The organism is Priestia sp. SB1, assembly GCF_038898415.1.
In genome coordinates, this window is sequence record NZ_JBBJSS010000003.1 from 827,445 (window position 1) to 841,705 (window position 14,261).

14 protein-coding genes are annotated in these 14,261 nt (G+C 38.6%); 3 read left to right on the forward strand and 11 right to left on the reverse strand.

Features of this window, described 5'->3' with window-relative positions:
- Positions 1-27: 27 nt before the first annotated feature.
- The 6 genes from opp4A to WKH56_RS14735 all read right to left on the reverse strand — a co-directional run bounded on the left by opp4A (position 28) and on the right by WKH56_RS14735 (position 7,142).
- A complete protein-coding gene (opp4A, locus tag WKH56_RS14710; protein WP_034267675.1) occupies positions 28-1,767 on the reverse strand; it encodes an oligopeptide ABC transporter substrate-binding protein in 1,740 nt (579 codons plus the stop codon).
- Positions 1,768-1,810: 43 nt separating this feature from the next.
- Positions 1,811-2,794 (reverse strand): ABC transporter ATP-binding protein, encoded by a 984-nt coding sequence (locus WKH56_RS14715; RefSeq protein WP_028412371.1) that lies wholly within the window; start codon positions 2,792-2,794, stop codon positions 1,811-1,813.
- The gene (locus tag WKH56_RS14720) at positions 2,794-3,816 is read right to left on the reverse strand and encodes an ABC transporter ATP-binding protein (protein WP_048021969.1); all 1,023 of its coding nucleotides are present in this window, start codon (positions 3,814-3,816) and stop codon (positions 2,794-2,796) included. Before WKH56_RS14720 ends, WKH56_RS14715 begins: the two co-directional genes overlap by 1 nt.
- A gap of 226 nt (positions 3,817-4,042) precedes the next feature.
- Positions 4,043-4,816: a DUF2268 domain-containing putative Zn-dependent protease gene (locus WKH56_RS14725; protein WP_016763040.1), complete on the reverse strand. Its 774-nt coding sequence runs from the start codon at positions 4,814-4,816 to the stop codon at positions 4,043-4,045.
- A gap of 106 nt (positions 4,817-4,922) precedes the next feature.
- Complete coding sequence (gene fabF, locus WKH56_RS14730) at positions 4,923-6,164, reverse strand: beta-ketoacyl-ACP synthase II (protein WP_028412374.1); 1,242 nt, start codon at positions 6,162-6,164, stop codon at positions 4,923-4,925.
- A gap of 39 nt (positions 6,165-6,203) precedes the next feature.
- On the reverse strand, positions 6,204-7,142 hold the full coding sequence (locus WKH56_RS14735) for a beta-ketoacyl-ACP synthase III (protein WP_013081747.1): 939 nt from the start codon (positions 7,140-7,142) through the stop codon (positions 6,204-6,206).
- A gap of 256 nt (positions 7,143-7,398) precedes the next feature.
- Between WKH56_RS14735 and WKH56_RS14740 the strand changes: the two genes are divergently transcribed.
- Entirely contained in the window at positions 7,399-7,599 is a 201-nt protein-coding gene (locus WKH56_RS14740; protein WP_028412375.1) for a hypothetical protein, read from the forward strand.
- Between the two features lie 28 nt (positions 7,600-7,627).
- On the opposite strand, the gene WKH56_RS14745 is transcribed toward WKH56_RS14740, so the two are convergent.
- From WKH56_RS14745 to WKH56_RS14755, 3 genes are all read right to left on the reverse strand, one after another.
- The gene (locus WKH56_RS14745; RefSeq protein ID WP_013081746.1) at positions 7,628-7,822 is read right to left on the reverse strand and encodes a ComZ family protein; all 195 of its coding nucleotides are present in this window, start codon (positions 7,820-7,822) and stop codon (positions 7,628-7,630) included.
- Between the two features lie 76 nt (positions 7,823-7,898).
- A complete protein-coding gene (locus WKH56_RS14750) occupies positions 7,899-8,783 on the reverse strand; it encodes an NAD-dependent epimerase/dehydratase family protein (protein ID WP_275211619.1) in 885 nt (294 codons plus the stop codon).
- A gap of 181 nt (positions 8,784-8,964) precedes the next feature.
- Positions 8,965-9,738: an alpha/beta hydrolase gene (locus WKH56_RS14755; protein ID WP_225519197.1), complete on the reverse strand. Its 774-nt coding sequence runs from the start codon at positions 9,736-9,738 to the stop codon at positions 8,965-8,967.
- A 176-nt stretch (positions 9,739-9,914) separates the two neighbouring features.
- On the opposite strand from WKH56_RS14755, the gene WKH56_RS14760 reads away from it, so the two are divergent.
- The gene (locus WKH56_RS14760) at positions 9,915-10,103 is read left to right on the forward strand and encodes a YjzD family protein (protein ID WP_028412377.1); all 189 of its coding nucleotides are present in this window, start codon (positions 9,915-9,917) and stop codon (positions 10,101-10,103) included.
- Positions 10,104-10,306: 203 nt separating this feature from the next.
- Positions 10,307-11,191 carry an NAD(P)-dependent oxidoreductase gene (locus tag WKH56_RS14765; protein ID WP_033578041.1) on the forward strand — a complete coding sequence of 295 codons (885 nt, stop codon included), beginning with the start codon at positions 10,307-10,309 and terminating at the stop codon, positions 11,189-11,191.
- A 42-nt stretch (positions 11,192-11,233) separates the two neighbouring features.
- On the opposite strand, the gene galT is transcribed toward WKH56_RS14765, so the two are convergent.
- Positions 11,234-12,757 carry a UDP-glucose--hexose-1-phosphate uridylyltransferase gene (gene galT, locus WKH56_RS14770; RefSeq protein ID WP_310884195.1) on the reverse strand — a complete coding sequence of 508 codons (1,524 nt, stop codon included), beginning with the start codon at positions 12,755-12,757 and terminating at the stop codon, positions 11,234-11,236.
- Positions 12,758-12,787: 30 nt separating this feature from the next.
- On the reverse strand, positions 12,788-13,966 hold the full coding sequence (locus WKH56_RS14775) for a galactokinase (RefSeq protein ID WP_310884194.1): 1,179 nt from the start codon (positions 13,964-13,966) through the stop codon (positions 12,788-12,790).
- Positions 13,967-14,261 lie beyond the last annotated feature (295 nt).

Sequence of the window (14,261 nt, forward strand, 5' to 3'; positions counted from 1 at the left end):
GTTGACTCTCCTTTACATGTAAAATACTTATTCCGTTACAGACCATTTCTCCGGATCTACAACTACCGTTGATGGATCTAGAGTTACGTTTTTCACACGCTTATTCACAGCATAAATATTGATATTTTCCCATAAAGGAAGTGCTGGCAGCTGCTCGTTAAAGAATTTTTGCCATTTTACATATACATCTTTACGGTGTTTATCATCAAATGATTTTTCACTCAAACCGTCTTTAAGCATTTCATCAGATTCCTTATTTACCCAACGGCCATAGTTCCATTCAGCATTAGAGCTCCATAATCCTGTAGGATCTGGATCTGAACCAGTGTCCCAAGAACCGAAGAACGCTTCTAACGCCTTATCGTCGTTATCTTTCATTTCATTGTACAAGTTAAATTCAACAAGTGAACCCGTTGCTAATTTTGTTTTAATACCAATATCATTCCATGCTTGCATAATAGCCTTCGCACGACCCTCGAAGTTGGCTGGACCAGCATAGTGACCAAATGAGATCGTAAATGGTTTTCCGTTTGGATCTTCTACAAAACCGTCATTATTCTTATCTTTATAACCAGCTTCAGCTAACAATTTCTTAGCTTTTTCTGGACTATACTTGTACTTTGTTAAATCTTTTTGGTCAGCAGCAATCCAGAATACAGACGGAATAACTGTGTTAGAAACAACCGCTTTGTCGTTCATAAATGCTTTTACCATTGCTTTTCTATCTATTGCGTAAAGCAATGCTTGACGAAGTTTTAGATCTTTGAACTTATCATAATCATCTACGTTTTTACCAGCGTTTTTATCACGATGTCCAAATCGTAGACCAATATACGAATAACTAGTTGATTTCCCTTCCAAAAAGTCTAAGTTTTCTGCTTTTTCAACTTGCCCTAAATCAGCTGGGCGAACATCCATAATGTCGACATCGCCTTTTTTCAATGCTCCGGCGGAAACAGATGGATCCAGTACTTTTACAACAACGCCATCAAGATGAGGCTTACCTTTCCAATAGTCATCATTGCGTTCCATCTGAACATATTCACTTGCTACCACTTTTTTCACTTTAAATGGTCCAACACCAATAGGCTCTTTACGAACTTGTTTGGACTCTGCAAGATCTTTTACAGCAATTCCTTCATAGTACTTTTTCGGCATTGGATACGGCCATAGATTGTCTAAGTTATTTACACGAACTTCTTTAAACGTTACTTTAAATGTTTGCGGATCTACCACTTCAACTCCGGAAATAGAATCCGCTTTGCCGTCATGATATTCTTGAGCGCCTTTAATATGCTCAACGTTTACATAGCGTGGACCTGTATAGTCTTTATCAGCAATCGTTTCATACGTATATTTAAAATCATCTGCAGTTAATGGATCTCCGTTATGCCACTTAATCCCCTTTTTTAATTTAAACGTGTAAGTTAGTTTATCACCACTCACGTCCCAAGTAGCTAAGTCAGATTTAATTTTTAATTTCTTATCATAAGTAAAAAGACCTTCATTGATAAATTCTAAGATTTGGCTATCATACGCACTACCATACAATGCGTACTCAAAAAGCCCTTCCGGCGCTCCGTCAATCCCATACGTAATCGTTCCGCCATCTTTTGGCTTGTCTGTTTTTGCACCTTCAGTTTTTGCTTCTCCGCCTTCTTTATTACTAGAAGATGAAGAACTGCTTCCACCGCTGCATGCCGCTAGAAAAAGCGATAGCACAAGCAAAATGGAAACAAGTGATAAAAACGATTTCTTTTTCATCATGACGTTCCCCCTATTTAACTAATAATCTGTTCGTATGTAGCTTTTACGAGTTATATAAATGGCAAGCTACTTGATGGCCAGGTCTCACCTCCTTTAAGGCAGGTTTCGTTTGGCTGCACTCTGCCATGGCATGTATACAGCGAGGATGAAACGCACAGCCTTTTGGCGGATCAATTGGACTTGGCACATCTCCCTGTAAAATAATACGCTGTTTTTTCTTCCGTGGATCTGGTTCAGGTATAGCCGATACAAGCGCTTGCGTATAAGGGTGCAATGGCTCTGCGTATAGGCTTTTCTTATCAGCAATTTCCACTAAACCGCCTAGGTACATAACACCGATACGGTCACTCATATGTTTAACAACACTCAAATCATGGGCAATAAATAAAAAGGTTAGGTCGAATTCTTGTTGAAGTTCTTTAAGAAGGTTTAAAACTTGTGATTGGACAGAAACGTCAAGTGCCGACACCGGTTCATCAGCAATAATAAGTTTTGGACGAAGTGCAAGTGCACGTGCAATTCCAATACGCTGACGCTGTCCACCGGAAAATTCGTGAGGATATTTATAGTATGCATCTTCCGGTAACCCTACTTTTGTAAGTAGATTCATAACTTCTGATTTTAATTGATTGGTTGATTTTCCTGTAAAATTCCGAATTGGTTCAGAAATAACATCTCCAACCATTTGCATTGGATTGAGGGAAGCATAGGGATCTTGAAAAACCATTTGGAAATCTTGTCTAATTTTACGGAGAGAAGTTCCTCTTGCTTCTGTGATATCTTTACCATCGAAAATAATTTTTCCGCTAGTTGGTTCCAACAGTCTTAGAATCGTCCTTCCTGCCGTGGATTTTCCACAGCCAGATTCTCCTACCAGACCGAGCGTTTCTCCTTTTCGAATCGCAAAGGAAATACCGTCAACTGCTTTTACATCACCAATTTTCTTTCGAAAAAATCCCCCGTGAATAGGATAGTAGGTTTTTAAATGCTGAACTTCTAGCAATACATCTTTCACTGCTTTAGTCATTAGCTTGTCTTCACTCCTTTTGACGGATAGCTGTTTTCATACAGCAGACATGCGACGTCATGCCCCTGTGAATCCTCGCGAAGAACAGGCGTAACGGAACTGCAGTCTTCCATTGCATGAGGACATCGGTTAACGAAACGACAGCCTGTCCTCGGCATGTTTACAAGAGAAGGCACAATTCCTTTGATCGTATTTAATACTTCTACATCATCTTCCATGCGTGGAATTGAGTGAAGAAGAGCTTTCGTGTACGGATGTTTTGGGGCATAAAATAACGTATCAACATCTGTATGCTCAACAATTTTCCCGCCATACATGACAATCACTTCATCACACATCTCAGCAACGACTCCTAAATCATGAGTAATCATAATAATAGACATATCATTGCTTTCTTGAATTTCTTTTAACAATTCTAAAATTTGAGCTTGAACCGTAACATCCAGGGCGGTTGTCGGCTCATCCGCAATTAAAAGTTTAGGCTGACAAGCTACCGCCATGGCAATCATGACGCGCTGTCTCATTCCTCCCGACAGCTGATGCGGATATTCATCGATGAGCTTTTCGGATCTCGAAATACCAACGCTTTTTAAAAGCGCAATGCTTTTTTCACGCGCTTCCGCTTTCGATATATTCATATGGTTAAACAATACTTCCTGCAGCTGATACCCAATGGTTAAAACAGGATTGAGAGATGTCATCGGTTCTTGGAAAATCATTGAGATGTCTTTTCCCCGAACATCATTCATCTCATCTTCTGATAAGTGCGTAAGACTCTTTCCGTTAAATACAACGCTTCCGCTTCTAATTTGACTATTTACTTTAGGTAATAGCCCAATAACGGATAAAGACAATACGCTTTTTCCACAGCCAGATTCTCCTACAACTCCTACAATTCGCTTTCGTCCGACTTGAAACGACACGTCGTCCACAGCATTATGCCAGGAATCATTAATGGAAAAAGCAGTTTGTAAATTTTTCACTTCTAGTAAAGGTGTTGATTCGACAGGCTTTTTATCCATTTATAGTGCACACCTCATTTTTCTAAAAATTGTTATATTTGAATAAGATATTATTACAATTTCATTACAAAATCAATATATTTTGAAAATTAATTATATTTTTTATTTTTAAAATAATGATTTTTGAATATCTCTTCAGCACTTTAACGCATAAACCTCCTAATTTTTTGTTGAAAACAGGATAAAATTTACTATTTTTTGTTTTAGGTATATAGAACTTATTTTTTTACAGTTGGAACGCAGATTTTTTTAAGATAGTATTGGTACTAAGAGGAAGCAGCTGGGTAGTAGTTAAAGTGTGAGGCTTCATACATGAAGTAACAAGATGATAACCGATATTGTAGCCCATCATTTCTGGATACCAATTTTGGCCGAATAACAGTTGATCATATTTTTTTTCGTCAGCGCGCAGATTGTAATAAGGTTTAACATGCTTTTCCCACATTTTTTTAGCTTCTTCAATGGTATAATAATTTGTCCAAGGGGCTAAATATTTTTTACCACAATATTCCTCAACTGCTCTTTCAGCTAACCCTTCCATCATCATAGCGTCTAACAAAGTAATCGTTTCATCAGATTTGTTAATGGCTTTTAGCCTGCAAACGTGATGATATTCATGGGTAAGCACCGCTAACATTTCTTCATCGGATGTATGACTTGTCATAAACACAAATAATTTATCGGTAAAAGCGACACCTGCTCTTCCGTTAAATTCACGCTGCATTTTTCGATTTCGAGGATTGCTTGGAAGCACTAGCACCGCTACATCCGGCCCATTCCATGCTTTTTTAAGCTTTTCATAATGTGCTTTTACTTTCTTCCAAACCTGCCTTTTCTTCATTTCTTCTAATTCTTTTATAAACATTAAAGAAGGCGGACACATTCCATAGTTAAAAAGTAATTCCATATATTCTTTTTCTTTTAATTTCTTAAAATAGCGCGCAAGATAACGGCTTATTTCTTTCGGCTCCGTCCAAGTAGAAGTTGAAACAATCGGCATGTTTTCCCCTCTCTTTCTTCATCCTTTTGCTTCATGATATGTTCACAGCTACTCTTTTGGTTATTAAAAATAAAAAAAATTCTAGGCGTCAGCCTAGAATTTTTCATTATGCTTCGTATTTTTTAAAGATGATTGTTGCATTGTGACCGCCAAATCCAAGTGAGTTGCTTAGCACCGCTTTTACTTCTTGCTTACGCGCTTTGTTTGGAATGTAGTCTAAATCGCACTCTTCATCGGGTGTTTGATAGTTAATTGTTGGAGGAAGAATACCGTCTTGAATTGCTTTCACACTAAAAATAGCTTCTACTCCACCAGCAGCTCCTAGCAAGTGGCCAGTCATTGACTTTGTTGAACTAATTGCTACTTTTTGAGCGTGGTCACCAAATACTTCTTTAATAGCCATCGTTTCAAATTTATCGTTGTACCCTGTACTTGTACCGTGAGCATTGATGTAATCAATATCACTTGGCTGTAGACCTGCATCTTCAATCGCATGACGCATTGCACGAACGCCGCCTTCTCCTCCTGGAGCTGGCGCTGTGATATGATGAGCATCTCCTGTTGAACCATAGCCCACAATTTCAGCATAAATACGTGCGCCGCGTGCTAATGCATGTTCAAGCTCTTCAAGCACAATAACACCCGCACCTTCTCCCATAACGAAGCCGTCGCGGTCTTTATCAAACGGACGAGATGCTGTTGCAGGATCTGGATTTGTAGAAAGTGCTTTATTCGCACAGAAACCAGCAATAGATAAACGCGTGATTGGTGCTTCCGTACCGCCCGTCACCATCACGTCTGCATCTCCGCGTTGAATGACTTTAAATGCATCACCAATAGAGTTTGTACCTGTTGCACACGCCGTTACCGTACAAGAGTTCACGCCTTTCGCCCCTAAAGCAATAGAAACTTGTCCTGTTGCCATATCAGGAATCATCATCGGAATAAAGAATGGACTTACACGGCGGGCACCTTTTTCTAATAACGTTGAATATTGATTTTCAAACGTTTCCATACCGCCAATTCCAGATCCAATCCAAACCCCGACGTTTGGAGCAATCTCTTCCGTAATAGTCAAATTCGCATCTTTAACAGCCGCCAATGCAGCTACCATCGCATATTGAGTAAAGCGATCCATCTTACGAGCCTCTTTGCGGTCAATAAAATCTTCCACGTTAAAATCTTTTACTTCAGCCGCTACTTTAGCAGGAAATTCATCTGCATCTAGTCTTGTTAAAGGACCAACGCCAGACACGCCTGCTACTGCGTTTTTCCAAGCTGTTTCTACGTCATTTCCAATTGGTGTAAGCCCACCAAGTCCTGTTACAACTACACGTTTTTTATTCATCGTACATTCATCTCCTTCAGTTGCTTTAAAAATGTAGTGTTATTTTCCCCATCTAATGGCAATAGCTCCCCATGTTAAGCCGCCTCCGAAGCCAACCATTACAATTAAATCATCGTCTTGAATTTTCCCTGCTTCAAGCTCATGAACAATTGAAATTGGAATCGATGCTGCTGATGTATTGCCGTAGTATTGGATTGTTTTAGACATTTTTTCTTCAGGCAAGTCTAATCGCTGTCTTGCAGCTTCCATAATACGAATATTCGCTTGATGAGGTACAAGAAAATCAACATCCTCTTTTGTTAAACCTGCTTTTTCAATTACATTAACAGCAGATTCCCCCATTTGTCGAACAGCAAACTTAAATACTTCACGTCCGTTCATGACAATATGATCAAGCTCGTTTTGATACAAGTGCTTGCCTCCTGTACCGTCGGATCCTAGTTCAAAGGATAAAATACCTCGTCCTTCTGACACAGGTCCCATTACAACTGCACCTGCTCCGTCTCCGAATAAAACAGCCGTGTTACGGTCGTCCCAATCTGTAATCTTAGAAAGCTTTTCTACACCGACCACTAATATATGCTTGTAAGCATTAGTTTCAATAAATTGCTTAGCTGTAATCATGCCGTACATAAATCCTGCACATGCTGCACTCACATCGTAAGAAGCTGCTTTTTTTGCTCCCAATTTTTCTTGCAGCATACATGATACTGTAGGAAACGGTTGATCTGGCGTTACCGTAGCAACAATGATCATGTCAATATCTTCTGCCTCGACGTTAGCTTTATGTAAAGCTTCAACTGCTGCTTTATAAGCTAAATCAGATGTGTCCTCGTTATCGGCTGCAATTCGGCGCTCTTGAATACCTGTGCGCGTACGAATCCACTCATCTGATGTATCCATTACTTTTTCAAGATCTAAATTTGTTACAACTTTCTCTGGTACATAACGTCCAATTCCTAGAACACCAGCGTTCATATCAACCTCTCCTTTAAATAAAAGGCTTATATTCCTATAAAACCTATATCTGTCATTTCATTTACCGATTATATAATCAATTATTATGAGTTGGTACTAATTTTACTTCATTTTTTATTTTTTGTCTATATGGGTGTTCGTCCTACTCAGGTATCTATCATGCTACATATAGTAATCATACGGGTCCCTCTTACTCTAGTATGGGACATTAGGTAAGAACTTACCCACCATTAAAATAGTGAAAGGAATGAGTATCATGGCAAGAAGACAAAGAAATGAAGCTTTTTCTGATTTTATGTTTGGAGCTGGGCGCAGAAAATCAAGAGAAGAAAGAGAGCGAGAGGAGTGGGAAAGATTATTCAAACAAATCGATGAAATTGTACTCGCCGTTGAAGAACTAGCTCCTCTTCTTAAACAGTTTGCCCCTTTAGTCGATTTATTTTACAAACAAAAATAACAGCTCGGATTCTACCGAGCTGTTTTCTTTAGTTGTTTTCATTTTCAGCTAATGCATCTTGCTTGCCAAGCTCATAGGCGTCGTTCATTACTTTTGTCAGTAATGTCAATACCGGCTGTACGTGTTCCATTGATAACTCAACGCCTGTTTCATCTAAAATCTGCTTTGCTTCTGGCAAGTACTTCATTGCAATTTGCATGAATTGCATATTTTGCTCTTCCATAGTGAAATCTCCTTTATTAAAAACATTTATTCCTCCTTATATTAGCGAATCTATTCTATAAGTACAACTTTCTCCTTTAATGAAGAGGTAAAAAGAATGTTCTCATATGTTTTTTTTGTAGGTAAATGCCTTCTTTAGCCGTTACTTTGGAAGAAAAATGTAGCAGTTCTTTCGCTTTCCTGCTGATTTCATATTTTTCTTGAGCCGCTTCTTCCTTCATCTCCATATGAGTAATGTTTGCTCCAGCGCTCCAAGGCTGTAATTTTTCTTCAACTAAATGAACCACTTCATATGAATATGCACCAGTTTTACAGCGTCTGAGTGCACTGACGGCGTCTTCAATATAAATAATAAAATCCGTGCCTTCCATAATGGTGAAATCTTCCTCGTACCCGGCAATATTTTTAGAATAGCACATTGACAAAGGCTGCCAAGGTCCGTAAAGAGTGGGCGTTCTGACAATCATAATGGGCCATCCATCATCTTTATATTTTTCTATCATTCGCTCAAAATGAACGTATAGCCTTCCTTCACTACTGTCCGGTTCTGGAATCGTTGTTTCTTCAATCTTTCGCTGCTGGTCTCCAAATACGCGCATGGTAGAAACAAACACAAATCGAATGTTGAATTGACGGCATTTATTAAGTGCTTGAATGAGTACTTGCTGCGCTTTTTGCATTTCTTGTCTTAAAAAATCAGGATGATAAAAATCTCCTCCATCGAAATACGTGAAGTAGACAATATCCGTTTCTGATGTAATCATATCTAATGAATCGCCTACTTCAGTCGATACATAATTAGCGTTTCGCCCTAAGAAAAATTTCATCTCTTCCTGCAAATCATCTTCTTCTTTATGAGCAGAATGTGTATATCCTTTTACTTCTGTACCTTCGTCTAAAAAAGTCATACATAAATGAAAACCAATAAAGCGGTTTGCCCCTATTACTACTACATTTCCCATATCGCTTCCTCCAATTCTTCATTCATCATTTATTAAACAAAAGCTTAAAGCCCTATAGTTATAGAGAGTACTCATTCCTTATTTCAAAGTAGTTCATCCGTAAAAACATCATGAACTCTCTTTTTCCTTTTATCTCTTATACAAAAAGCCCCTATGATATGTATAATCATAGAAGCTTTGCTTATAACACTTTTTCATGCTGTTTATAAAATTGGAGAAGGGACCGTTCAAATAAATAGTTTTTTTCAGGCAAATAAAGTGAAAGCATAATCGGAGAGTGAAGTTCTTCACGATGTAGCTCATATTTTTTACTGTGTGCAATTGGATAATGAGTAGAGGCATTAGGCGCGGTCCATATCTTCACGGGCAGCGTTGATTTTAATTCCGTAACGGAAGGGTACTCCTTAATTAGCTTTGATACTTGCTTCCGCTCCACTTTATAAGCTTGAGTCAAGTCCTTCGTGAATTGTTTATAAAAGAATTTATTGTTTTTTTCATGTTCTGCATGCGTATGAAGATCAATACACGGATTTAGTAAACCAGCTGATCGAATGAACGTATTCCCGTCATTTTCCATTAGCTGCAGCGCTAACAGAGCCCCCATTCCTTCAGCTAAAATATGAATTCGTTTATTTAAAATTTCTTGTTTCATTACTAAATGATAAAGTTGTTTTGCAAGGTGATATGCTTCAGGAGACCCCCAATGCCGGCCATATAAATTGGAATAAAATACTGTGTATCCTTCATCTTGTAAACATTGCAACAGCTGTGACCTTCCGCCGTGCTGAATCCATAAGCTAGTTGAACTTTCAACAAAATGATCTTTATCACCCAATACTAACACACCGAAACCATTCGGTCGTTCAGGGACATGTACGACATTCCATTGCGTATCTAAGCTAAAAAAGCGTCGATGTATCATAGCTCTTCCTCCGTAACTTACTAGTTGTTCCATACAGTGTATGATAGAACCATAAAAAAGCGCACTAGAATAATGCCTATTTCTGACTTATTGCTCTTTTGTTTCTAGATGGGAACACGCCCCTTATTTATTCATAAAAAATTCAATTTCTTATTTGACTGCTATATGCTAAAATGAAATCAAACTGTACTGCAAACGAGGTGAATAGAATGCGTGTCGTAATGGCTTTTGTTTGGGGCTTTTTACTAATGAATATGGCAGTGTACGTAATCTCTGCAATGACGGGCGGTACTTACAGTTTCGCAACCGCTTCCATCCTTGGAGTAGTTTTCACGCTAGTTGTAATTTTGATTGGAGAACTGGGTGTACCGAATAAACCAGCAAATAATCAACACTAAAAAGTGTTGGCTGTAAAGCCAGCGCTTTTTTTATTTTTTGGCATAGGTTCTTCTCAGTACTTTCTTTCCTTACCTCGTATTCAAGACATAGGACTGAGAGTGCTTTTCTCTATCTATATATAGTCGGAATCATTGATTATCCCAAACTTTAACTATATAATTTTAGAATAATCAAACTATTAACTTTAGGAGTGAATACTGCTGTGACTAAAGAAAAAATTGGTTTTATCGGAACAGGCGTTATGGGTCAAAGCATGGCCGGGCATTTAATTGACGCAGGATATGAAGTCCTTGTTTATACACGAACAAAAACTCGTGCTCAAGCACTACTTGAAAAAGGGGCCAAATGGAAAGAAACCGTTCAAGAAGTGGCCGAACAATCTGATGTTATTATCACCATGGTGGGCTATCCTCACGATGTAAAAGAGATTTATTTAGGAAAAGACGGCATTATACATAATGCAAAGAAAGGCTGCTATACAATTGATATGACGACATCAAGCCCTATACTTGCTCGTGAGATTTATCAAGCAGCAAAAGAGAAGCACATTCATGCGCTTGACGCTCCTGTTTCAGGAGGAGATATTGGGGCTCAGAAAGCAACCTTAGCGATTATGGTAGGAGGCGATTCTGAAGCATTCTCTGCCGTTACGCCTATTCTTGAAAAAATGGGGACAAATATCGTTCTTCAAGGAAGCGCCGGTGCTGGTCAACATACAAAAATGTGCAATCAAATTGCTATTGCCTCTAATATGATGGGTGTCTGCGAAGCGATACTTTATGCTGAAAAAGCCGGATTAGATCCGAATACCGTTCTAAAAAGTATTGAAACAGGCGCAGCGGGAAGCTGGTCGTTAAGCAATTTAGCTCCTCGCATGATTAAAGGAGACTTCGAACCAGGCTTTTATATTAAACACTTCATTAAAGATATGAAGATTGCCATTGAATCAGCTGAAGAAATGGAGCTGTATACACCCGGGCTAAAATTAGCAAAATCGCTTTATGAACAGCTCGAAAAACAAGGCCAGGATAATAAAGGAACACAGGCTCTGTATACCCTTTTAAAACAGCATGCCCTAACTGTATAAAGACAGGCAGCTCATTACGAGCTGCCTGTTTTTATTAATGATTTACGCTTCATTTAACGAATTCATAAAACGACTGAATGCGAGCTGCCCTTCAGCAGTTTGTTTAAACACACCTGCATGCTCTAAAATAGTCGCAAAGATCAAACCGAGCTCTTGTTGGAGAATCTCTTGAACATTTTCCACTTCAATATGCGGATATTTTTTCTTGATGTGTTCAGCCCACTTCACGTGTTTTTTCACTTGATCATGCCTGCTGGCTAATTCACTCAGGTTATTCTGAACTAACCCTTTGGCCACTAGACTCATTTCGTCTTTCAAACGACCGGGTAAAACCGCAAGCCCCATTACTTCAATTAAACCTATGTTCTCTTTTTTGATATGATGAACTTCTGCATGCGGATGATAAATGCCATCTGGATGCTTGCTGTTTGTTCGATTGTTTCGCAGTACTAAATCTAATTCGTACAAATCCCCTCTTTTCCTAGCAATAGGCGTGACCGTATTGTGAGGAGTTTGATCTGTAAAAGCTAAAATACCAGCACTTTGATCACTATATGATTTCCATTTCTTCAAAATGAAATCCGCTGCTTCCACTAATGGTGCAAGGTGCGAACTTTGAAGACGAACGACCGACATTGGCCAATGAACAATTCCAGCTTTCACGTTTGGATGCGCTTCAAGAGAGAACGATTTATTTATTCTTGCTTTAGCCATAGGAAACTCATGATAGCCTCCTTGAAAGTGATCATGCGTTAAAATAGATCCTCCTACGATGGGTAAATCTGCATTTGACCCTAAAAAATAATGTGGGAATTGTTCAACGAAGGCAAGCAGCCGCTTAAACGTTTGCTTTGAAATATGCATAGGTGTATGCTCACTCGCAAAAACAATGGCATGTTCATTATAATAAACGTAAGGTGAAAACTGCATGTACCACAGCTCTTCCTGCAATTCCACAGGGATAATCCGGTGATTTTGGCGAGCTGGGTGGTTAATGCGGCCTGCATAGCCAGCATTTTCTTTACAGAGCAGGCATAGCGGGTAGTTGCTTTCTTTCAGTGATTTGCTTGCTGCAATTGCTTTTGGATCTTTTTCCGGCTTAGATAAGTTGATAGTAATTTCAAGTTCTCCAAAGTCAGTGTTTGTTACCCATCTTTCGTTTTTAGCAATTCGATCTCTGCGAATATAGTGAATGTCTTTTGACAGCTTATAATAATAGCTTGTGGCTTTTTGAGGGTTTTGCTGATAGTGATCGTAAAAGGTTCGATTAACCTCTGAAGGCATGCTTGCAAAGCATCCCATTATTTTGGTATCGAATAAATCTCTATATGTGATAGAATTATCGGCGATTCGATTGTTTTCGGCAGCCCAATCAAGCATGTTATCTAAAATATCAGCTGGATGTTCCAAACGTTCTTCTTTAACTTCTACCGTAATACATTCGTCGAGTTCTAACACTTCCAGCAGTTTATTTCTCACCACATCTATATCCCATTTTGTTACTAGATTCTTTTGTAAACCATATTGAATAAGTCGGGTGATTTCTTCATGAATGTTGACTGACATACACTCGTTCCTTTCTCTATCTGTTTTCTCTTATACTGCTTCTAATGTGAGTTCACGCGCTCCTTCTCCAACCGTAACCACATAAAATTCAGCTTCTAAACTCGTTTGCTTATAATAAGCGTCTTTTACTTCCTCAATAAATCTATCAACCTGTGCTCTTTTTACGATACTGATTGTACAGCCGCCAAAGCCTGCACCCGTCATGCGTGATCCAATCACACCTTCTTGCAACCAGGCTGCTTCTACAAGAGCATCTAATTCTTTTCCACTTACTTCATAGTCATCTCGCAGCGAACAGTGCGACTCATTCATCAATTGACCAAATCCTTTTAAATCGCCGTTTTGCAATTTAGCAACCGCTTCTTTTGTGCGTTCATTTTCATATACCGCATGTTTAGCGCGCTTACAATCTACTTCGTTTTGTATTAAAGATTTGTGCTTTTCAAATTGTTCTTTCGTTAAATCACCAAGCGAATCAATGGAAAGTGAAGTTTGCAAATCTGATAGTGCTCTTTCACACTCCATACGGCGCTCATTATATTTTGAATCTGCCAGCCCTCTTCGCTTATTTGTGTTAGAAATAACGAGCACAGCATCTGTTAACTGCAGCGGGCTATACTGGTATTCAAGAGTCTGGCAGTTTAACAATACGGCTTGATTTTCTTTTCCCATTCCAATTGCAAACTGATCCATAATCCCGCAGCTTACGCCGATAAATTCATTTTCAGCTTGCTGCGCCATTTTTACAAGGTCCATCATATCAATATTCAATTCAAGAATTTTATTTAAAAGTACGCATGTGACTAACTCAATTGATGCCGACGATGAAAGCCCTGCTCCGTTAGGAATGTTGCCGAAAAACAAGATATCAAAACCAAAAGGAAGATCATATCCGTGCTTTTTAAAGGTGTCTATTACTCCTTTTGGATAATTAGCCCAATCATCCTCGGTTTTGTACGTTAATTGCTCTAAAGAGGATTCAATAACGCCTGCTTCAGAGAAGTTTTTAGAGTACATACGTATTTTTCGATCATGACGTTTTTGTACTACCGCATACGTTCCTATACTCAATGAACAAGGAAAAACATGCCCTCCATTATAATCAGTATGTTCTCCAATTAAATTGACACGCCCTGGTGCAAAAAAGCAGCGAATAGCTTCTGACGAATGAAATATTTGTTTGAACTCTTCGATTAATTTTTCCAGCATTTATTATCACCTATTTTAAGTAGTTTTTTGGAAACGGATTCATATGTACATTGTAAAGTCCAATTTTCCTTGCCTCAATGGTAAAATTCCTATCGATAATCGGTACTTTTTTGCTTATCACTTTAAAAATGATTCTTTTAAATTGATGATGAACTGCTCTTGCGCCAAAAAGGTGTTATCTTCATGGGAGCCTTGACTTGCAAATTATAAGAAAATAATAGATTTAGAGACATTCACTAAAAATAATCATGATATTTTCAAAAAATTATAGAAAAATGAAAGCGATTACGTTAAA

What these genes read in the sequence shown, in the direction of transcription:
- opp4A (WP_034267675.1), bottom strand. Translation starts at nt 1,767, where the DNA reads ATGATGAAAAAGAAATCGTTTTTATCACTTGTTTCCATTTTGCTTGTG.
- WKH56_RS14715 (WP_028412371.1), bottom strand. Translation starts at nt 2,794, where the DNA reads ATGACTAAAGCAGTGAAAGATGTATTGCTAGAAGTTCAGCATTTAAAA.
- WKH56_RS14720 (WP_048021969.1), bottom strand. Translation starts at nt 3,816, where the DNA reads ATGGATAAAAAGCCTGTCGAATCAACACCTTTACTAGAAGTGAAAAAT.
- WKH56_RS14725 (WP_016763040.1), bottom strand. Translation starts at nt 4,816, where the DNA reads ATGCCGATTGTTTCAACTTCTACTTGGACGGAGCCGAAAGAAATAAGC.
- fabF (WP_028412374.1), bottom strand. Translation starts at nt 6,164, where the DNA reads ATGAATAAAAAACGTGTAGTTGTAACAGGACTTGGTGGGCTTACACCA.
- WKH56_RS14735 (WP_013081747.1), bottom strand. Translation starts at nt 7,142, where the DNA reads ATGAACGCTGGTGTTCTAGGAATTGGACGTTATGTACCAGAGAAAGTT.
- WKH56_RS14740 (WP_028412375.1), top strand. Translation starts at nt 7,399, where the DNA reads ATGGCAAGAAGACAAAGAAATGAAGCTTTTTCTGATTTTATGTTTGGA.
- WKH56_RS14745 (WP_013081746.1), bottom strand. Translation starts at nt 7,822, where the DNA reads ATGGAAGAGCAAAATATGCAATTCATGCAAATTGCAATGAAGTACTTG.
- WKH56_RS14750 (WP_275211619.1), bottom strand. Translation starts at nt 8,783, where the DNA reads ATGGGAAATGTAGTAGTAATAGGGGCAAACCGCTTTATTGGTTTTCAT.
- WKH56_RS14755 (WP_225519197.1), bottom strand. Translation starts at nt 9,738, where the DNA reads ATGGAACAACTAGTAAGTTACGGAGGAAGAGCTATGATACATCGACGC.
- WKH56_RS14760 (WP_028412377.1), top strand. Translation starts at nt 9,915, where the DNA reads ATGCGTGTCGTAATGGCTTTTGTTTGGGGCTTTTTACTAATGAATATG.
- galT (WP_310884195.1), bottom strand. Translation starts at nt 12,757, where the DNA reads ATGTCAGTCAACATTCATGAAGAAATCACCCGACTTATTCAATATGGT.
- WKH56_RS14775 (WP_310884194.1), bottom strand. Translation starts at nt 13,966, where the DNA reads ATGCTGGAAAAATTAATCGAAGAGTTCAAACAAATATTTCATTCGTCA.